This window comes from Pseudoalteromonas nanhaiensis (assembly GCF_051235485.1).
Taxonomy (GTDB): domain Bacteria; phylum Pseudomonadota; class Gammaproteobacteria; order Enterobacterales; family Alteromonadaceae; genus Pseudoalteromonas; species Pseudoalteromonas lipolytica_C.
Map to the genome: position 1 here is coordinate 85,814 of NZ_JBPNYQ010000012.1, position 19,942 is coordinate 105,755.

The following is a 19,942-nucleotide window of genomic DNA, read 5'->3' on the forward strand; positions in this document are numbered from 1 at the left end:
CTATGAGGGGCGAATCACCATGCTATCAGGTTTTAATTTGAACAGTAATAAATAGTTAGTAACAAAGTTTGTCAGTTAATTATGGCGGTCGATGAAACGTTGCCAATGCAGTTGCGGGTTTATTTGTCGGACGTTTTGTAACACGGCATTTAATAACGGCATATCAGTAAAGCGTTGCTCGTTGAAATCTTTAAAACCAAGTAAGTAGTTAAAAGCATCTTTGCTGTTTGCTTGCAGGGCATGAATTCGCACTTGTTGTTCGAAGTTAAGCCGTAAGCTGCTAATTGCGGTTTTCATACCTTGTTGATCAACATTTGGAATCGCGCATTTTTGTAAATAACCAGCTCGCTCACCTTCGCCAGAAAACCAAATACGTACTTTTTCGCTATAGCGACCTGATTTAGCGGGTAAATCAAACATTAGTCGTTGCTGGTTTTGCTCGTTTAAAAAGTCTAAGTACTGATCAAGTCCTGCATCGAGTAATGCATTATGAATAGGCACATAGCGGGGCTTGATCTTGCCATGAGTATGAAAGTCAAAGCAGCGAATGCCATCAAGGGTCACTATATTATCAAGAGTTAAATGGCCAATTTCATCACTGTAGGCACCGGTGTAATAAGCAAATAAAGGTAGCCAAAAATGCCAATGCTTAGCTTGTTCACGAACTAAACGCTGATCACCATAGATGTAACCATTATACAGGGTATGTAATTCCATGGCCGAAAAGGGCCTACGACCAAGATGGGACTTCAACCTAAAACCTTGATAATAAAGATGTGTCCAGAAGAGTATACCTGATAAGTATCAAGTTTCCAGCTTAACGACACAGCCATAAAAGTAGCCGTGTCGTTGTAAGCTCAAGGATTGGAGTTAATCGCAAAGTGCTTTAGCTAGACCAACAGGTTCGATTTCAACGCATACTTGATCATCGTTCCAGTTTAAACCAACTAGCGCATCATCTTCGTTTAGGTCTTCAACCCATTCGTCTAAAAATTCATCTAGGCCAATTTCGACTGGCGTATAGTCTTGCCACTCGTCTTTACATTGTGCTTTTGCTGCGTCTTCGGTGCCCCAAAGTAATAGCACATCAGTGTCGCTAAATTGGTTTGATTCACAGACAACAAAACCACCATCTTCGGCACCCAGTGCCCACATAGATTCGTTCAAGCGAACTTTTTCAACAAAGCTAACTAATTCTGATTCAATTTCGATATCGCTCATTTGCGTAACCCTTATCTTTATTTTCGTGGATCTGTTTGTTGTACCGCCGCGTTATCTGCAAATTTATGATAAAACTCTACTAAGCGTGTTAGTTGACTAAAATCAGTTAATTCACGAAAGCGGATCCAATCTAGCAAGCAGTATAAACTGATGTTGAGGTATTCACAGCTTTTAAATACTGGCTCAGATAAATGATCATTTAAATAGGCTAATGTTTCAGCAATTCGTTCGTTTTGTAAATTAAAAAACAATTTATCGTCGTGGGTATTAAATCCAGAGCGCTGGCAAAGTAACATTTCTACGAGTGAATCATTGCAAGCATTAATAATGGTTAAATAATTTTCTTGTTGCCAACTGAGTAATGTTTGATCTGTATTTTCTAGCAAGTAGCGAATAATTGAGTTTGAGTCAAAAACATGAAAGCCTTTATCAATTAACACAGGAATTTTTCTAGCCGGATTATGAGCAATCATGGTTTTACGGTCTTGCTCAGAGAAAATATCTAGGTTTATAAATTCAAGAGCTTGCTTATTGAGTGCAGCCCAAATACGAATACGGCGCACAAAAGGTGAGGTGGTCGAGCCTAAAAGTTGCATTTTGAGATCCTTCGCAAAAAAAAGCCGCTGGTTAGGCGGCTTTCAAATATTCGTATGAAATCAGTCAGTACGGCTTGTTACTTCAAGCAGGTGGTAGCCGAACTGTGTTTGGACCGGACCTTGTACTTGGTTAATGGGAGCTGAAAAAACCACTTTATCAAACTCAGGTACCATCATGCCTGGACCAAACTCACCTAGTGCGCCACCATCTTGCCCCGATGGGCAATTAGAGTGAGCGCGCGCAAGTTCTGCAAAATCAGCGCCCTGTTCAATTTGCTGTTTTAAATCTAAACAGTGAGCTTCACTGTCTACGAGAATGTGTCTTGCACTGGCTACTGCCATAACATCTCCCTACTATGTGTTTTAGTATTAAATTACTAGTTTAGTTCAATATTTACTGAACGAAAAATTAAATTTATTTTGCAGCTAATTCTGCTTCAATCGCATCACGTAACTCTTTAGATTCTGGCTTGGTTTTACTGTTGAAGCGCTGCACTGTCTTACGGTCTGCAGACACTAAGTATTTGTAAAAGTTCCAGTTAGGTGAGCTGGTTACTTCGTTTAAGTGTTTAAATATAGGGTTTGCATCACTACCGCGAACAGCACTGGTAGCCATCATATTAAAAGTCACCCCATAGTTAATAAAACAAACTTTTGCTGTATCTTTTTCATCGTCTTCTTCTTGAAAGAAGTCATCAGAAGGAAATCCTAATACAACTAACCCGCGGTCTTTGTATTCCTTATGGATGGCTTCTAAGCCTTCAAACTGACCGGTAAAACCACAATTACTTGCGGTATTGACGATCAATAGCGGCTTGTCTTTAAATTCACAAAAGTTAATTGATTCTTTTGAGCGCAATTTTCGTAATGTAACGTTGGTGAAATCGTCGCATTGGCTAGTTGATTTTGCTGTTGGCGTGGCTTCTGTGGTTTGTGCTGCAAGGTTTGTTGTAATTAGACCTGCTGCAAGTAACAAAGCATATTTATACATACTAATTTCCCGCTAGTTATTTGTGATGAATATACGCTAATATGCGAAAAAGTGATCATTTAATTTCAGCTATTTATGACGATTCGTACAGCAACTCAAAACGATTTAACTGATATTGTCGCGATTTACAACGAGACAATTCCTGGACGTATGGTAACCGCAGATACCGAAGAGGTGACGGTTGCGGACAGGCAAGTATGGTTCGATAGCCACTCAGAAAAACGACCTATTTTTGTTTTTGAGCAACAAGGTAAAGTGCTTGCTTGGCTGAGCTATAAATCTTTTTATGGCCGCCCCGCTTATGATGGTACTGTTGAAATCAGTATTTATATTACCCAGCGAGCACAAGGACAAGGGCTAGGAAAACAATTGCTTACATTTTCAGAGCAACATGCAAAAACGCTTGGAATTAAGGTGTTGTTAGCTTTCATTTTCAGCCATAACATGCCGAGTATAAAACTGTTCAAGCGCTTTGATTACTTGGTGTGGGGAGAATTGCCAGAGGTGGCTATTATGGATGGAAAACCTTATAGCTTAACCATTTTAGGTAAGCATATTGACGCATAACATACGGTAAAACAGATAAAAAGTGCTAACTCATTTGTGATGCTTCGAGTTTTTAGACTACGCTAATATAGGTAATTATTCTTATAGTGGGTGTGGTTTACAGTGCGCAGAATCTTAATTGTTGATAGCAATAGTGTTTTAGCGATGCGAGTAAAAGTGCTGCTGGAGCTGATCGGCTGCAGGGTTGAGCTATTACACTTTTCTATGGTTGATGATTCAGTAGTAGAACAAGACTTTGATCTTGTGGCTGCTTCTCATGGTGTACCAACGACAGTTATTCGAAGATTAATGGGCGGGTTTTCACATGACCGCTTTTTATTGCTTGCTCCAAAAGCACAGCGAAGCGATCTGCTTGAGCACTTTAGCGTGGTCAATCGATTACTGCCAAATGCAGTCGTTATTTATCCTTTTTTTGCCAATAAGGAAATTAGCTCTTTACTAGAAGAGGTGCTTGAGCTCGATAGTGACAATATTCTTCAACTTCCTAAAGTGCTACTTGTTGATCACTGTGCAGAGCGTCTAGAAAAAATAGCGCTTAACCTTAAAGGCGCACATATCGAGACGTTAACTGCTGACAACTCATCCTCTGCAATAGAACTTATCAAAGAGCATGATATTGATCTATTAATCAGTGATTTTACGTTTGCTGATGGCACGGGGCTTGAGTTATTCATAAAGCTTAAAGCGTTACAACCGCATAGCCGTTGTTTATTGTATACCTCAAAACCGGATCAGGTTTCTATGGTTGCTGCAATTCGACAAGGGGTTGAGGATGTCTTGATCAAGCCTGTTGACGATAATAGCTTATTGCAGTCAGTGCATAAGCTTTGGCAAACCGAGTTATTAAAGCGTCACAATGCTGAGCTTGTTGAGCGATTACAAAATACCGTTGATGCTCTTATCGAAAAAGACAGCTTACTGCGGGTTATTTTTAAACATACTCCCGATGCCATTATTTTATTTGATCGCCATGGCAAGATAATCGAAACCAATGATGCATGTGAACAGCTATTCGATAAGCCTTTGAAGGAGTTTGAAAACTGTTCAGTATTCGATTTTTTTGATGCAACATCCATTTTACGTATCAAAGAAAAAATAGCGACGCTAAATAAAAATCGTCAGTTTAGTTGTGATTTAAGGTTACTTAAAGAAAACGGTAACACAGTTCCTTTGGTGGGATCGTTCAATGAGATAGACCATCATGGTGAAATAGCGCTTGCGGTAATCTTTAAAAATGTAACGCACTTAAAAGAAAAAGAAGACCTACTTTTAGAAGCGAAAGATATGCTTGAGGAAGAAGTCAAAGCGCGTACGGCACAACTAGAGCATGCAAAAAATGTAGCAGAAGCAGCAAGCCTCAGTAAATCTGAGTTTCTAGCGAATATGTCTCACGAATTAAGAACACCAATGCATTCTATTTTAAGTTTTGCTCGTTTTGGCTTAGAAAAAGTTGCTAATGACGACTTAAGCAAAGATAAATTAAATAAATATTTGTCACGAATAGAGCAAAGCGGAGAGCGGCTTTTATCTTTACTTAATAACCTTCTCGATCTGTCAAAGCTTGATGTCGGTAAGTTTCCTTTTAATCCGCAAAAGCACAACCTCAGTAACATTATAAAAACCAGTATTGATGATGTTTCGGGCACCGCCCTTGAAAGAAACATTATTATTCGTTTATCGGGGGGAGAACAAGGTATTACCCTTGATTGTGATGAAGAGCAGATCAACCAAATCATGCGTAATTTATTAGGTAATGCTCTGAAGTTTAGTGAGCCTAATAGTGAGATTGAAATTAGTTTGTCGTCACAAGAAAAAATGGCCGAAATCGCTGTTATTGACCATGGTATAGGTATTCCTGAGCAAGAACTTGAAAAGGTATTCGCTAAGTTTGAACAAAGCAGTAAAACTAATAGCGGTGCCGGAGGAACTGGGCTTGGGCTTGCTATTTGTCGCGAATTTGTCACTTTGCATCAGGGCACAATTAAGGCACTTAATAATGAACATGGCGGTGCGACAATTATCGTTCGGTTGCCCCTGCAGATAGATTTACCAAAACACTTAACGAATGACACTAAACCAATAACACTTAATTCATAAAACGGAAGAAATAACATGGCCTTGAAGCGAATTTTAGCCGTAGATGATGAACCATTTAACTTAGAAATCATTGAAGAGATTTTTGAAGATCTCGATTTTGAGCTGAAGATGGTAAATAGCGGTCCAGAATGTTTAAACGTTGTTGAAGAATTTGCTCCACAAGTCATTCTGCTTGACGTAAGTATGCCTCAAATGAGTGGTTATGAGGTTTGTCGCAAACTAAAAGAGAATCCAAGTACAGAAAAGATTATTGTCATGTTCGTATCGGCAAGAGGCACTGTAGAAGAGCGAATGGAAGGCTATTCCGCTGGTGCTGAAGACTATATTGTGAAGCCATTTAGCCATCAAGAGCTAAAATTAAAATTATTGAACCTCAATCAAGTCCTTATTGAAAAAGAGGCTCTAGAGCAGCAAGTAGAAGATGCCACATCAACTGCGTTTAATGCGATGGCTAATAGCAGTGAAATGGGGCAAATAGTTAATTATATTGAACATATAGGTTTGATTGAGAGTGAACGTGAGTTAGGAAAAGCCTTTTTAAACTGCCTAAAGTCATTCGATTTACAAAGTAATGTCGAGTTTAGATTAGGTACGCATGTTGAGCATTTTTCTGTAACGGGTGTGTGCTCACCGATCGTCATTGAATTGTTCGACATGTTAAAAAGAAAAGGGCGCCTTCATGAGTTTTCGAACCGCATTTTAGTTAATTACGACATGATTAGTCTGCTTATCTTAAACATGCCAGAGCAAGACCCCGATAAACATGGTCGAATACGCGACCATATTTGCTTTCTAGTGAGTGTCACAGAGCAACAATTAAAAGCGATCATTACTAAAAAAGAGTTATTAAAACAGCAGCAACAACTAAATGAAGCTGTGAGTAATGTACATAGAAAATTTACTGGCTTAATCAAGCTGTTAGATGACAACCGAATTAGTAATGAGGCAGTATTTAAACAGCTACAAGAAGATCTTGAACAGCGAATACCCACTATGGGCTTAGATGAAGACCAAGAGATATTTATTTATCAAAAGGTGGATGAAACGATTCAAAACTCGGTAGCCAGAGAAGAGTCTGTCAAAGGAGTTAAATCAGCGTTTCATGAAATCGAAAATGATTTATCGCAACTATTAACACGTTAATTTAGGCATCCCGCGGCAATCCTTTTTCAACAATACGAATTAGCCGCGCAGTTTTGCGTAACTTAATTTGTCGCTTGTTTTGCTGTTGCTCGAGCGCCCATTCGATATGCTCGGCAACTAAAGGGCTGGCATTAACAAGCGTATCGCTCAAAGCTTGGATGATGTTGTCGTTGTAATCGGCATTACCTAATCCTACAGCGAGGTTTCGTTGCCAACGTTCGTGACCAATGCGGCGGATAGGGCTGCCTTCGGTATTTTTTAAAAACGTCGCTTCATCCCATGCAAAGAGCGTCAGTAAATCTTGGTCTTTAAGCTGTTGTCTGGGATGAAAGTCAGCTTCATCGGTTATTTGTCCGTAACGATTCCACGGGCAGACTAACTGGCAGTCATCACAGCCATACACGCGATTACCTAAAAGTGGGCGATACTCTTCAGGGATTGCACCTTGCAATTCAATAGTAAGGTAAGAGATACATTTACGCGCATCAACAACATAGGGCTCAACAATGGCACCGGTAGGGCAAAGGGTCATACAGGCTACACATTTACCACAGCCTTCAAAGCTATTTTCTTGATCAATAGGCAGCGGTATATCAACAAACAATTCACCTAAGAAAAACCATGAACCCGCTTCTTTGTTGATTAATAAGCTGTGCTTTCCACGCCAGCCTAGGCCTGCTTTTTCGGCCAGTTGTCGCTCAAGTACAGGTGCAGAGTCAACAAATGGACGAAAGCCTAACTGGCCAACATGTTGTTCAATTTGCTGGCCTAACTTTTTTAGGCGGTTGCGAATTAACTTATGGTAATCACGACCTAGTGCATAGCGACTAATATAGGCTTTATCGGTCTGTTTGAGATTTTTAGCAAAACTTGCATCAGGCGGTAGGTAGTTCATTTTTACTGAGATGACTCGCTGCGTGCCAGGTACCAGCTCAGCGGGGCGCGCTCGCTTCATTCCATGGGCTGCCATATATTCCATCTCACCGTGATAGCCTAAATCTAACCAGCGCTGTAATTGTGCCTCGTGTTTAGTAAGATCAATATCAGTGATCCCGACTTCTGCAAAGCCAAGGTCTTTACCCCATTGCTTTATTTGCAGTGCGAGTTGTTCATAATCAGTAGCAGGTGTTGTCACGGTCAATAAAAAAGTAGCCAAGAAGTGGCTACTTTATCATAGATTAGCTACATTCAGCAGCTAAAAGAGACTATACAAAGCGTTTAAGCTGCTCTTGGGTTTGTTGGCTGAGTAGATGAGATTGCTCACAATCAGCCAGGGATTCATCTATTTGCTGTTTAGCTTGCTCACCTAACGCCACAATTTGCTCAACACTTTGATGAGTTTGGGTTTGAGTTTGCTCTAATAAACGCACCGCACTAACAATTTGTTGCAGTTGCTGTTGATTTTGCTCAAATTCAGCGAGCATGTTACTAAACCCAGTTGATGTGTTGCTAATTGCTGTTTCGGCTTCACTTGAGTGGCTAATGAGCTGCTCAGATTCTTTATTGGTTTCGCTTACTAGACTATTCATTTGATTGATGAAATCGCTAATTTGGCGGGTTGCATCATTGACTTTTACTGAGAGGGTTCTTACTTCATCGGCAACCACCGCAAAACCACGGCCGGCTTCACCAGCACGGGCTGCTTCAATGGCCGCATTGAGAGCAAGTAAATTAGTTTGATCTGAAAACTCTTCGACCATTTTCAAAATAGCGCGAATGTTTTCGCTGTTCTCTTTCAACCCTGATACGGTAGCTGAGAAGTTACCGAGTATTTGGCTGATCATTGCTACTTTTTTAACGAGGGATGACAGTTCATGAGCTGAGTTTTGTACAAAACTAAGGTGCTCACTGTTAACATGATGCACGCTGTCAGTATTTGCTGATATATTTTCAAGGCTCGAGGTAATTTGATTGCTTGAGTCAGTAATTGTTTGACTGAACTCAATTTGCTGGTGGCTCAATTGCGCTGTTTGCTGCATTGACTGGGTCATTTTTGAGCTACTATCAGCACTCGCTTGGGCACTTTGATACGTAGTGGCTAACAACTGACTCAAATGGGTAGTAAAAGTGTTGTATTGTTCACTTAAATCTCGAAATTCATCGTAAGTAAAGTGCGGTAACTTTGCAGACAAGTCGGCATCATGTTGATTAATTTTTTCTAATGTATCGCGCATTGCCTGCACCGGGCGAACAATTAAAAAGCGCATATAAAACACAGTAAAAATAAAGCTGGCAAAAATGATAAAAGTCATCAGCCAAAATAAACCCATACTGGTTTGTTGTTCTGAAAGACTGCTGTAAAGCCAGATAAGCGTGATCGCTTGAAACGCAAACACAAAACCTAAATTACCGACAATCTTACGTGTTAGGGTGTAAAAGAAAGTTTGTTCGATAAAATTATAAATGCGCATATAGCTACTCAATATGGTGTTGTGTTGATTCATTTTGGCGTATTTTAGTATTGTTCATTTTCACATAATTCAACAGTATAGCTTAGTTTTGTTGAGTTACAGTGACTGTAGTGTCATTTGTGTATGACATGGAAAATTAGTGAAAATACCATCTACGCCATACTCTAGCATAAGCTCTATATCTTCTACCTTATCGACCGTATAGGCATAAACTTGAAGACCGCGTTGCTTAGCATCCGCAACAAACTCATGGTTTATAAAGTTTTTATCTACATGAATGCTATAAGCATGCAGTTTTTGCGCAAATTCACTGTAATTAATTGGAATAGAGGCGGTGAGAGCACCAATCTTTACCCAAGGCAGTTTTTGTTTAAGCCACATTAGTTGGTGATGATCAAATGATGAGACTAAAAGGTTATCTCTAGAAATTTTCCCGGTACTGACATTTGACTCAATAAGCTCAACAAACTTGTCTAATGAAAAGGTGTGCTTTAGCTCTAAATTGAGCAAAGTTTTATCATCGACCCAATCAATAGCTTGCTGTAAAGTCGGCACTACTTCGCCATTACCCGCATCGTACTGTTGAATTTGCTCTTTTGAGCAAGCATTCACTTTACCGCGACCTGAGGTTGTGCGATCAAGCCAGGTGTCATGAATAATCATGTAGTCATCAAGGCAGCTTTGTACATCAATTTCGATACCATCTACTGCCAAATCTACGGCGGCGAGAATGGCGCTCTTGGTATTTTCTGGGTAGGTACCGCTGGCACCTCTGTGAGCGAATACTTTTATCATTGCTTATGTTTCCGAGTCACTGACCATGTTTCATAAAAAGCGGCGCTTATCACTAATGCACCGCCCAATAGGGTGCTAATTGAAGGTTGCTCATGCAAAATTAAAAAAGCGAAAAACGTGCCATACAAAGGTTGCAAACAAGATATTAAACCAGCCGTTGAAGCCGATAAGTTTTGCAGACTTGCCGCAAACAATGAGTGGGGCGCTGCTGTAAAAATAACCCCAACGGTAATTAATAGCAGCCAATTAATTGTATCAACTTGTAATGGCGGCACTTCAACAAAGGCACAGAGCATGATACTGGCAATCCAGGTTTGATAAAGCATGGTTTGAGGACCGCCATATTGGCTAAAGTAACGCTTGTGAACAATATTCCTAAAAGCAAAAAATAACGCCGATAAAATGCCAATGACAATGCCCATAGTTACATCATTGCCTAAACTAGCATCAGGAATGAGCAAGTAAATGCCAGCCATTACAACCAAAGCACTAAAAATATCTTTCAGTTGTGGTTTGTTACCATGAAAAAAAGGTTCTAAAAACACTGTGATAACAGGGTAGGTAAAAAAGGCAATCATACCTACAGCGATACCAGCCAATTGCATACCAGCAAAGTAGGTGAGCCAATGAATCCCAACCGTTACGCCAAGCAATAAGGCGATGAGGTAATCACGACCAGAGCGGAGCTTGATGGCTTTCTTTTGAATTGTGAGTAAGATCACTAATGCACAGCCTGCAATCGCTGTTCGGTAAACGGTAATATCTAATGCACTTAAGCTGACTAACTTTGCAAATAATGCCGTTCCACCAAATAGCAGTACTGCAATGTGCAAGTATATTAGGCTTTGTTTGTGTGCCTGCATTACTGACCCTATTATTGTTGTTATTAACTCTCTTTGTAACGGTAATCCTTTACTTTGTAAACTCCCCAAATAGGCTAATCCATTCGTTTAATTCCAAAATTACAAGCTTAAATAGCGATAGTAATAATAACGGCAACACAAATAGCAATGCTGCTTTCTATTACAGCGACTGCTGTGTTTTTATCCTGCATTGCTTGATCAATCGAAATTTTACTGAAAATAATTTTATCAACTAAGTAACGAACAACCGGTAAAATTAAAAAGCCAAATAATGCGTCAATAAAGAATAAACTTAAGCTTTGCTGCCAAGAGTGAAAGCCACCAATAAGCGCATGACATAAAATAATAGCCAATGCCAACATGGTGCCCGAAAAGCTCAGCGCAACAGCTTTATTACCTTTTTCTAGTTGCTCATTCAAATTAAAAGCTGTGAGGTGATCATAGCCTTTAGCGAAAATAATTAGCATAAGTTGACCTAGCAAGTAGAACACTATTGCTGATAACCAAGTACCTTCTCCCGTTAAAGCGCCTCCAATGATCAAGGCTGCAGCCATGTAATTAGCGGCTTGAACCAAGCCAACTGCTTCATTTTGTTGATTTATTAGTTGCTCTTGGTTGCAAAATAAACGAAGTAATAATTTGTCATTTAAAATACGTGAACATGTTAACAACACCATTCCTAGTAAACTGTAGAGCGAAACATTTATTAAATCGGTAATTAAGCCTTTACTTGGGCCTGTTAAAACAAAACCATAGATAATAGTGATTGCTCCCAAATACCCTCCAATTGAAAGACCCAGAGCGCTATTTGCATTATCGGTTAATTGACTGGTGGTGTTATAAGGAGTTGCTAAGTTATACGACAGTTTTGCAACGGCTATAATTGCAATGAATAGAGCTATGTAGGCGCTATTGTAAGCCATGCTTGAAAGATAGTGAGTTAAGTTAATATCCATAACGGTTGGGTTATTTTGTTGTTCTTTTTCGAAAATATTAACACAGAGTGTTTGTTGCAAAGAATATCAACGCTTCATTTTTGGCAGAATTAATCAATTTCTTAAAAGTTTCATCGCTTTTTTATGACAATTGTCATGATGTATTGCTTACAAATGTCGTTAAACACTCATTCTTTTTTAAGTAACACTATACCTGTACCGATACATGCCGGTTTGTCATTCATTAATATAAAGGGTATAGCTATGAATCTAATTACTAAAAATATTTACTCGTTATTCGCTGCGGCAATTACATTTAACACAAATTACGTATTTGCTGAACAAAGTACTATAGATAGTATTGAACTTGCATCTCAACAGCATAACTTGTCAGAACTTACCGAAATAGCAAAAAATGCAGCAGGGTATGATGCAGCGCTTGTGAATTATCGCCTTGCTATTGCACATAATATCATGGGTGAAACTGAAAAAGCGCTTGCCTTACTTGATATTGCACAAGCAGTGCTTTTAGACGATAAACTTGGCGCAGATAAAAGTGAGGCAAACGCATTGCTTGCTCAAGTGTATGGTTATCGTATTTCGATTAAACCTATTACAGGTTTTTACTACGGCATAAAATCGAACAATGCGTTAAATAATGCGGTGCAAATTGACAAAAGTAATCCTCGTGCTCATCTAGTTAAAGGTATAATTGCTTTAAACACACCTAGCATGTTTGGTGGAAGTAAACAGCAAGCGCTAAGCTCATTGAATGCGTCTCTTATTCACTATCAAAATGATAATAATGATGGTTATAAATGGGGGCAGGCGGAAGCATATGTCTGGCGTGGGTTAACATATTTAGCACTAAATGATGTGCAAAAAGCAGTGCAAGATTGGCAAACATCACTTGACCTTGCACCAAACTATACATGGCCTAAAGTTTTGATAAATAACAATAAGCAGTAACTAATCGTGGGCAGCCATATGCTGCCCAAGTTTAGATAAGATTTAAAAAAGCCAAAAAATGGGATTGAGCATAAATGAAAAGTGATAGTTTTAGACAAAGCTTAGCAATTGAAAAAAAGCCTTACTGGGTCTGGGGTCCACTTGTTTTTTCAAGTTTTTATTTTTTACCGTTGATTCTAAGTTTTGAGCAATTCGCAGCTTTAGATATTTTTATTATAGTTATGATATATATAACTTTTATTTTTTACTATGTTAAAGCTGCTAACGCAAAAGGTGAAGATGCACTCATTCCAGTGTCTATAATTGTTATTATCGCAACTTTTGGTACATATTTAACTCTTGGAACACAAACTTTATTTGGCTTTGCTTGCTATTTTTTTGGGTTCAACTTTAGACAAAAAAAAGGCGTTTTAGGGCTAGTTGCTGTTGCTTTAAGTATTTTTCTCGCGGTGTATTTATTTGATTTGAATAATCCATATTTTATTGCGCCAGCACTCATCATCAGCATTGCACTTTATTTTATGGGACGTGCTGAGAGGCGTGAACGAATACATCAGTTAAGTGAACAAAAAAGTCAACATCAAATAGAACAGTTGGCAATGATTGCTGAACGTGAACGCATTGCACGAGACCTTCATGATTTAGCTGGTCACAGTCTATCGTCGATTGCTCTAAAAGCAGAACTAGCCGAAAAGTTAATTGTTAATGATAACGTTGAGCAAGCACAGAGTGAAATAAAGCAAGTGGCGGCCATTAGCCGAGATTTACTCAGTGATATTCGTAAAGCAGTAACAAATATGAAACAGTTTAACCTCACTAAACAGTTAGAGTTTTTGCAAGAAGAGCTAACACAAAATGGCTTTAATGTAATAGTAAACAATGAATTAACAAACTTATCTACAGCAACACAAAAAACCGTATCGCTTATTGTTACTGAGGCTTGCACTAATATTTTAAGGCATAGTAAAGGGAATGAAGTTTTAATTGATATTAGTAAGGAACTAATATCAATTAAGGATAACGGTATAGTAACCACATTTAAAAGTGGCAATGGCATTAATGGCATTAAGCAGCGTACTGAAGCACTTGGCGGAGAGCTTATTGTGGAAAATAAAAAAGGGTTTAACCTGACTATGAATTTTCAAGCGAATTTATCATGATTAATTTACTCATTGTTGAAGATCAGCAAATGGTTAGGGAAGCAATTAGTGCGCTTGTTGGACTTGATCCATTTATTAATGTCGTTGGGCAAGCAGAGGATGGCAAAGCTGCACTTAAATTTATTGAACAAAATAAGATTGATATGGTGTTATCAGATATTGAAATGCCCAATATGTCAGGCATCGAATTGGTAGAAATACTGAGTAAGCGCCATTCTGATATTAAAACCATGATAATAACTACATTTTCAAAGGCAGGTTACATAAAACGTGCTATGAAAGCAGATGTTCGCGCCTTTATTTTAAAGGAAGCGCCATCAGAGCATTTAATTAATGCAATAAAATCAGTCAATCAAGGCCGAAGAGTCATTGATCCCGAACTTGCTTTACTTGCATTATCTGACACTGATCCATTGACTAATAAAGAACGCAAAGCATTAAAATTAGCCGGTGATGGCTTAAAAACTCAAGATATTGCAAAAACATTGTTTTTATCAGAAGGGACGGTTAGAAATTATCTTTCAGAAGCAATGAGTAAACTAAATGCGGTAAACCGAGTAGATGCTGCTCGCATAGCAAGACAAAAAGGGTGGTTATAAGGTCCTTAATTTTGCTATTAAATTATTGAACAATTTGAGTGCGAAAACTGGTTTAATCAATTTCTTAAAAGTTTAATAGCTTTTGCCTGTCTCATTGTTAGGATATGGGTTAAAATAACCACATAACCAACTAACAAGATAGTGAATGTCAAAACAGGATCCAAATCTCAGTCGAGAACAAGAAAAGTACGAAAACCCAGTCCCTAGCCGTGAGTTCATACTTGCTCACTTAGAATCACGCGCAAAACCAGCTAATTTCACACAACTTTGTGACGAATTACACGTGAATGATACTGAACGTCAAATAGCGTTCAAACGTCGCTTGCGTGCAATGGAGCGCGATGGTCAATTGTATTTCAATAAATTTAAATGCTATGCATTGATAGATGAATCAGGCTTGGTAAAAGGTAAAGTCATAGGTCACCGTGACGGATTCGGCTTTTTAGAAGTTGAAGGCGAGAGTAAAGATTGGTTTATCGCGAAACACCAAATGAATATGGTGTTGCACGGTGACATTGTGCTTGCTAAAGGTAACCGCAAAGGTTCAAGTGGCAAATGCGAAGCACGCATCATTAAAGTGCTTACCAATGAACGCGCGCCAATTGTTGGCCGCTATTTTGTTGAGCACGGAATTGCCGTTGTGGTAGCGGAAGACCCGCGTATTACGCAAGACATTATGATACTGCCGGGTAGTGAAAATGGCGCACGTCATAATCAAATGGTACAGGTGCAAATTACGCAAAACCCTAGTCGACATATGAATGCTGTGGGTAAAGTGACAGAAGTACTTGGTGAGCATTTAGCTCCCGGTATGGAAATTGAAGTTGCACTACGCAATCACGATATCCCTCATGTATGGCCTGAAGCGGTTGAAAAACAAGTTGCTCATTTAGGTGAGTTTGTTGATGAGCAAGCTAAACAAGGTCGAGTTGATTTACGTGATTTACCACTCGTTACTATTGATGGCGAAGATGCCCGTGACTTTGACGATGCGGTTTATTGCGAGCGTAAACCCTCTGGCGGTTGGCGCTTATGGGTGGCAATTGCCGATGTGTCGCACTACGTTGGTATGAACACGCCACTGAATAAAGAGGCAATTGAGCGCGGTAACTCAGTGTATTTTCCTGAGCAAGTTATTCCGATGCTACCAAAAGTGCTATCGAATGGCCTATGTTCATTAAACCCAGAAGTTGACCGTTTATGTATGGTCGCAGAAATGACAGTGTCTGATGCAGGCAAGTTATCAGGGTATAAATTTTACGAAGCGGTAATGAATTCGCACGCTCGTTTTACCTACACTAAAGTGAATGCGATTTTACAAGGCGATGAAAAGCTGCGTGAAGAGTACGCCAAGATGGTGCCACATTTAACTGACTTACAGCAAATGTACATGGCACTTAAAGCTGCTCGCCAAGAACGCGGTGCGATTGAGTTTGAAACCCTAGAAACGCGCTTTGTGTTTAATGCGCATCGCAAGATTGAATCAATCGTTCCTGTGGTTCGCAATGATGCACACAAACTTATCGAAGAGTGTATGATTCTAGCGAACGTATCAGCAGCCCGCTTATTAGAAAAACACGAAGCAAGTGCGCTTTATCGCGTGCATGATGAGCCTGATGCTGAAAAGTTAGGTTTTTTCCGAAACTTTTTATCAGAGCTTGGCATCGAAGCGGCGATTTCTGATGAGCCAACACCAAAAGAAATCACTCAAGTGTTAGCTAAATTAGGCGACCGCCCAGAAGCAGAACTTATTCAAACTATGCTGCTACGCTCGATGAAGCAAGCTGTTTATCAGCCTGATAACATTGGCCATTTTGGGTTAGCCTTACCAGCTTATGCGCACTTTACATCGCCAATTCGTCGTTATCCAGATTTAGTCGTGCACCGTGCTATTAAAGCGGTGCTTAAAGCGCAAGGCCAGCAAACTTCGGGTGAATACGCTTACACTGATGACGAAGTAGATATTTTAGGTGAGCAGTGTTCAACCACTGAACGCCGTGCCGATGATGCGACTCGCGAAGTGGCAGATTGGCTTAAATGTGAATTTATGCAAGATCATGTTGGTGACGAATTTGGTGGGGTGATCTCATCGGTGACTAACTTTGGTTTATTTGTACGCTTAGACGATTTACAAATCGATGGCATGATCCATGTGACCAACTTAGGCAACGAATACTTCCATTATGATGGCGCTAAGCATTGCTTGATTGGTGAGCAAACTCACACAGTGTATCGTTTAGGCGATAAAGTGACGGTTCAGGTGTCATCTGTAAGTCTTGACGAGCGCCGTATAAACTTAGTATTAGCGGGTGAAGCACCACAAGATCGTTACGCTCGTCGTCGTGGTCGCGGTGAACCTGCAAAACCAAGCGTTCGCGCGCAGCTTAAAGCTGGTAAAATTCCCGGTAAAAAAGGTGAATCAAATCGCTTTGAAGCAAAGTCAGGTGACAAAGATAATGAAAAACGTGGTAAGTCTTCTCATGCTAAAGGGCGCAAAAAGCCCAGCGGCAAACAGGCTGATGCTGTAAAAGCCAGTAAAAAGAAGAGTAAGAAAAAAGCCACTAAAAAGGCAAAAAGGCCGGGCAAGAATGCCCGCAAACAAAGTAGCCGAGGAGCAAACAATACGTGAGTAATGAATTAATTTTTGGTTTTCACTCAGTTGAAGCAATTTTAGAAAAAGAGCCGGAGCGCTTTTTAGAAATTTATGCTTTAAAAGGGCGTGAAGATAAACGTTTAAATCCGGTTATTGACCAAGCACGTAAATTCGGTATTTCTGTTCAGTTTATGCAACGTAAAGCGCTAGACAATAAAGCAAACGGTGAGCAACACCAAGGCATTATTGCCAATGTTAAAGCTGCACGTATGTATAGTGAAAAAGACCTTGACGAAATTATAGCCCGCGAAGAAACCCCTTTCTTATTGGTGCTAGACGGCATAACGGATCCACATAATTTAGGTGCGTGCCTACGAAGCGCTGATGCTGCCGGTGTACACGCTATTATTGTTCCTAAAGATAAATCAGCTAAATTAAATGGTACCGCGCGCAAAGTAGCGTGTGGTGCTGCTGAAACAGTGCCACTTGTGCAAGTGACAAACTTAGCGCGTACTTTACGTGAAATTAAAGACGCTGGTGTTTGGGTCGTTGGTACTGCTGGTGAAACCGACACTGAGTTATTCGATGCAAACCTCACTGGGCCAATGGCTGTAGTAATGGGAGCTGAAGGTGACGGAATGCGTCGCCTTACCCGAGAACATTGTGATTTACTAGTAAAAATTCCAATGGCAGGGACGGTATCGAGCTTAAATGTATCTGTTGCCACGGGTATTTGCTTATTTGAAGTACTTCGTCAAAGAAATGCGACGCAACTTTAATGTCAGGTCGTTAATTTATGCATTAAAAAGCCAGTGAATATTCACTGGCTTTTTAATGGTCTAGAGCAAATAAACCTTATTCGATATTTTGAATTTGCTCATTGAGTAGCGGCCTAGACCCTAACAAACTCAACGAGTTATCGAAAAGAAACCGTTCAAAAATGCCTGTTTGCCCACCAAACTGCCCACCACTTGCCTATGGCTTTTACTAAATCTTAGTGGTTAGCAATGGAAAAACAGTGCCGTTTTTATGCTGCTGTTAGAGCTAAAACATAGCAGTTTTGAAGGGCTTTATCGAGCATGATTTCCGTCAACATAGCTTTGCCATTTTTTCACTGGTTCTACACGATAGTAATGAGTCAGCAGAAAGCTCACTTAGCCTGAAATGGGCATTATGGTGTCCATTTTAATAGAAATAAGCTCAATATGGATACTATGGTATCCAAGAGAGATAAGACTGAGTGTCGAATGGTAAGCATCAGGTCTACAAATTGTTATCCCTAAGGTAACTTTGTGTAGACCTTCGGGGCTAGGCAACGTGCCTTTACCATCTCTCTGGTAAATACTGCGTGAAATACAAAGGCATCACGATATTGGTTTGTTCTAACGCTGAAGAGCCTTGTGTACCCGTTAACTTAAAGGTTTTATTTGGAGTACATTTTTCAACGTAGGATGCCAACGATTTTGCTCTTGTACGTTTACCACTTTTGACTTCCACAGGGATGATATCGCCTTCATCGGTCGCCAAAATAAATTCGATTTCGGCGCGGGCGTCATTCCATGAATAGCTTGGGTCAACGCCAATAGCTGTGAGCTCTTGTTGCACAAAGTTTTCAGCCACATAGCCTTTGTATTCATAGTTTTGTTGCTTAATCTCTTTATAACTGCTGCCCAGCATATGATTGAGCAGGCCCACATCAAACAGAAATAGTTTAACCATATTGTCTTTTTTATAGGCCGCCAACGGAGATTTAGGTAATCCTTCAATAGGGTAGTTTGGCAAAGCTAAGCGGCAGCAGTTAAGCCAATGGATCGCGGTTTCAAAATCGCTATAACGAGATTTACGCTCATGCACATGCTTAAATTTAAAGCGTTTAACTGACTCATCGCTGACAAGTGATAGCTGGGCAGGAATGCTATTAAACACCGATTCAATCAGTGTGGCATCGACCTTGCCCGCGTACTTACCGAAATCGCGGCGATAACCTTCAACTAAATCGGCATGAATTTTTGTGACTTTTTCAACACGCTCTAGAATGCTTGAATCCTTAAACTGATACCAAGCAGAAACGGCTTCCGGCATACCACCGGTAAAAAAATAGTCGGTTAGTTTATCCATCAATTTAGTGTGCACCGCCGGTGTGCTTGCTTGACTATCAAATGCTTTGATCAGTGCTTGCTCGTTGGATGCGTAAATAAATTCTTGGAAGGTCAGTGGTCGTAAATTGTATTGTTCTACCTTGCCCACAGGGAAGGTGTTGAGCAAACCAATATTTGAACCGCTGGCTGCGACAAAATAGGACGGTGCTTTTTCGGCAAAATACTTCAGCGAAGTTACAGCTCGTTCACATTCGCCAATTTCATCTAATATCAGCAAGTCGGTGTCTGGATTGAACGCTTGGTTGGTTAACAACTCAATGTTCATTACTAGCTCGTCAGGTGACAACGAGCCATCGAACGCTTCTTTGTAAGCTGGGTTTTCAAGGAAGTCGATACGAAGGATGTTGGCAAAGGTATTCCCAAACAACTCTTGCAGTAGATAGGTTTTACCTGTTTGTCTTGCGCCATCGATCAATAATGGCTTGCGCACAGGTTGACTTTTCCATGCTATTAGGGCGTTGAGTAAGTTGCGCTGCATTGTCATTTCCCGCCAATTAAGACTGTTAACTGCCTGTAGTATAACTCAGTCTACACTTTTACGCGCAGAAAAGTGCGGAATTTTACATTTTTATGCGCATAAAAGTGTTATGACGTTATCGTTGGGCAAGGCTTTCCCTTTTGAGATGGCTTTGGGCACTTACCCTTTGGGCATCTGGGGCAGTCTGGGCAAAGCCTTAGTTCACGCCACTTAGGCACACACTAGCCCTGCCCACAGGGTATTTATGACTTGGGGCATTATGTAAATTCTGGGGCAAGTAGCTACTTGTACCCTCAGAAAGCTGCACGATCCGGGCATTTATCTGCCTACTGCGTCCGTTTAGTACTGGCAAACTCCTAACTGAA

The 19,942-nt window shown here is 40.1% G+C and carries 19 protein-coding genes; 8 read left to right on the forward strand and 11 right to left on the reverse strand.

Features of this window, described 5'->3' with window-relative positions; translation table 11 throughout:
* Window positions 1-75: 75 nt before the first annotated feature.
* From ACSFVZ_RS12070 to ACSFVZ_RS12090, 5 genes are all read right to left on the reverse strand, one after another.
* A complete protein-coding gene (locus tag ACSFVZ_RS12070; RefSeq protein WP_135923507.1) occupies window positions 76-753 on the reverse strand; it encodes a site-specific integrase in 678 nt (225 codons plus the stop codon).
* A 117-nt stretch (window positions 754-870) separates the two neighbouring features.
* Window positions 871-1,221: a DUF2750 domain-containing protein gene (locus ACSFVZ_RS12075; RefSeq protein WP_054552718.1), complete on the reverse strand. Its 351-nt coding sequence runs from the start codon at window positions 1,219-1,221 to the stop codon at window positions 871-873.
* 17 nt (window positions 1,222-1,238) lie between these two features.
* Window positions 1,239-1,817 carry a glutathione S-transferase family protein gene (locus tag ACSFVZ_RS12080; RefSeq protein WP_138556730.1) on the reverse strand — a complete coding sequence of 193 codons (579 nt, stop codon included), beginning with the start codon at window positions 1,815-1,817 and terminating at the stop codon, window positions 1,239-1,241.
* Between the two features lie 60 nt (window positions 1,818-1,877).
* Complete coding sequence (locus tag ACSFVZ_RS12085) at window positions 1,878-2,159, reverse strand: peptidylprolyl isomerase (RefSeq protein ID WP_054552716.1); 282 nt, start codon at window positions 2,157-2,159, stop codon at window positions 1,878-1,880.
* Window positions 2,160-2,232: 73 nt separating this feature from the next.
* Window positions 2,233-2,808 carry a glutathione peroxidase gene (locus ACSFVZ_RS12090; RefSeq protein ID WP_135923509.1) on the reverse strand — a complete coding sequence of 192 codons (576 nt, stop codon included), beginning with the start codon at window positions 2,806-2,808 and terminating at the stop codon, window positions 2,233-2,235.
* A gap of 75 nt (window positions 2,809-2,883) precedes the next feature.
* On the opposite strand from ACSFVZ_RS12090, the gene ACSFVZ_RS12095 reads away from it, so the two are divergent.
* From ACSFVZ_RS12095 to ACSFVZ_RS12105, 3 genes are all read left to right on the forward strand, one after another.
* Window positions 2,884-3,375 (forward strand): GNAT family N-acetyltransferase, encoded by a 492-nt coding sequence (locus ACSFVZ_RS12095; protein ID WP_435558950.1) that lies wholly within the window; start codon window positions 2,884-2,886, stop codon window positions 3,373-3,375.
* Window positions 3,376-3,519: 144 nt separating this feature from the next.
* Window positions 3,520-5,472, forward strand: a complete 1,953-nt coding sequence (locus ACSFVZ_RS12100; RefSeq protein WP_253039765.1) for a sensor histidine kinase — start codon at window positions 3,520-3,522, stop codon at window positions 5,470-5,472.
* A gap of 15 nt (window positions 5,473-5,487) precedes the next feature.
* A complete protein-coding gene (locus ACSFVZ_RS12105) occupies window positions 5,488-6,615 on the forward strand; it encodes a response regulator (protein ID WP_138556729.1) in 1,128 nt (375 codons plus the stop codon).
* 1 nt (window position 6,616) lies between these two features.
* Here the strand turns inward: ACSFVZ_RS12105 and queG are convergent, their stop codons facing one another.
* From queG to ACSFVZ_RS12130, 5 genes are all read right to left on the reverse strand, one after another.
* Entirely contained in the window at window positions 6,617-7,771 is a 1,155-nt protein-coding gene (gene queG / locus ACSFVZ_RS12110) for a tRNA epoxyqueuosine(34) reductase QueG (RefSeq protein WP_421967612.1), read from the reverse strand.
* Window positions 7,772-7,820: 49 nt separating this feature from the next.
* Window positions 7,821-9,026 (reverse strand): methyl-accepting chemotaxis protein, encoded by a 1,206-nt coding sequence (locus ACSFVZ_RS12115; protein WP_138556728.1) that lies wholly within the window; start codon window positions 9,024-9,026, stop codon window positions 7,821-7,823.
* 96 nt (window positions 9,027-9,122) lie between these two features.
* Window positions 9,123-9,821 carry a glycerophosphodiester phosphodiesterase gene (locus tag ACSFVZ_RS12120; RefSeq protein ID WP_135923513.1) on the reverse strand — a complete coding sequence of 233 codons (699 nt, stop codon included), beginning with the start codon at window positions 9,819-9,821 and terminating at the stop codon, window positions 9,123-9,125.
* Window positions 9,818-10,684: a DMT family transporter gene (locus ACSFVZ_RS12125; RefSeq protein WP_235382452.1), complete on the reverse strand. Its 867-nt coding sequence runs from the start codon at window positions 10,682-10,684 to the stop codon at window positions 9,818-9,820. Before ACSFVZ_RS12125 ends, ACSFVZ_RS12120 begins: the two co-directional genes overlap by 4 nt.
* Before the next feature lie 107 nt (window positions 10,685-10,791).
* Window positions 10,792-11,700, reverse strand: coding sequence for a DUF350 domain-containing protein (locus ACSFVZ_RS12130; protein ID WP_235382453.1), 909 nt, complete (start codon window positions 11,698-11,700; stop codon window positions 10,792-10,794).
* A 183-nt stretch (window positions 11,701-11,883) separates the two neighbouring features.
* Here ACSFVZ_RS12130 and ACSFVZ_RS12135 point away from each other — a divergent pair, with 183 nt between their 5' ends.
* From ACSFVZ_RS12135 to rlmB, 5 genes are all read left to right on the forward strand, one after another.
* The gene (locus ACSFVZ_RS12135) at window positions 11,884-12,588 is read left to right on the forward strand and encodes a tetratricopeptide repeat protein (protein WP_171040380.1); all 705 of its coding nucleotides are present in this window, start codon (window positions 11,884-11,886) and stop codon (window positions 12,586-12,588) included.
* 74 nt (window positions 12,589-12,662) lie between these two features.
* Entirely contained in the window at window positions 12,663-13,748 is a 1,086-nt protein-coding gene (locus ACSFVZ_RS12140; RefSeq protein WP_199526627.1) for a sensor histidine kinase, read from the forward strand.
* Window positions 13,745-14,347 carry a response regulator transcription factor gene (locus tag ACSFVZ_RS12145; RefSeq protein ID WP_054561025.1) on the forward strand — a complete coding sequence of 201 codons (603 nt, stop codon included), beginning with the start codon at window positions 13,745-13,747 and terminating at the stop codon, window positions 14,345-14,347. The genes ACSFVZ_RS12140 and ACSFVZ_RS12145 overlap by 4 nt, the downstream gene beginning before the upstream one ends.
* 145 nt (window positions 14,348-14,492) lie before the next feature.
* Complete coding sequence (gene rnr, locus ACSFVZ_RS12150) at window positions 14,493-16,976, forward strand: ribonuclease R (protein WP_138556724.1); 2,484 nt, start codon at window positions 14,493-14,495, stop codon at window positions 16,974-16,976.
* Window positions 16,973-17,719: a 23S rRNA (guanosine(2251)-2'-O)-methyltransferase RlmB gene (gene rlmB / locus ACSFVZ_RS12155; protein ID WP_135923516.1), complete on the forward strand. Its 747-nt coding sequence runs from the start codon at window positions 16,973-16,975 to the stop codon at window positions 17,717-17,719. The genes rnr and rlmB overlap by 4 nt, the downstream gene beginning before the upstream one ends.
* A 544-nt stretch (window positions 17,720-18,263) precedes the next feature.
* On the opposite strand, the gene ACSFVZ_RS12160 is transcribed toward rlmB, so the two are convergent.
* Window positions 18,264-19,577 (reverse strand): ATP-binding protein, encoded by a 1,314-nt coding sequence (locus ACSFVZ_RS12160; protein ID WP_001189491.1) that lies wholly within the window; start codon window positions 19,575-19,577, stop codon window positions 18,264-18,266.
* Window positions 19,578-19,942: the final 365 nt, after the last annotated feature.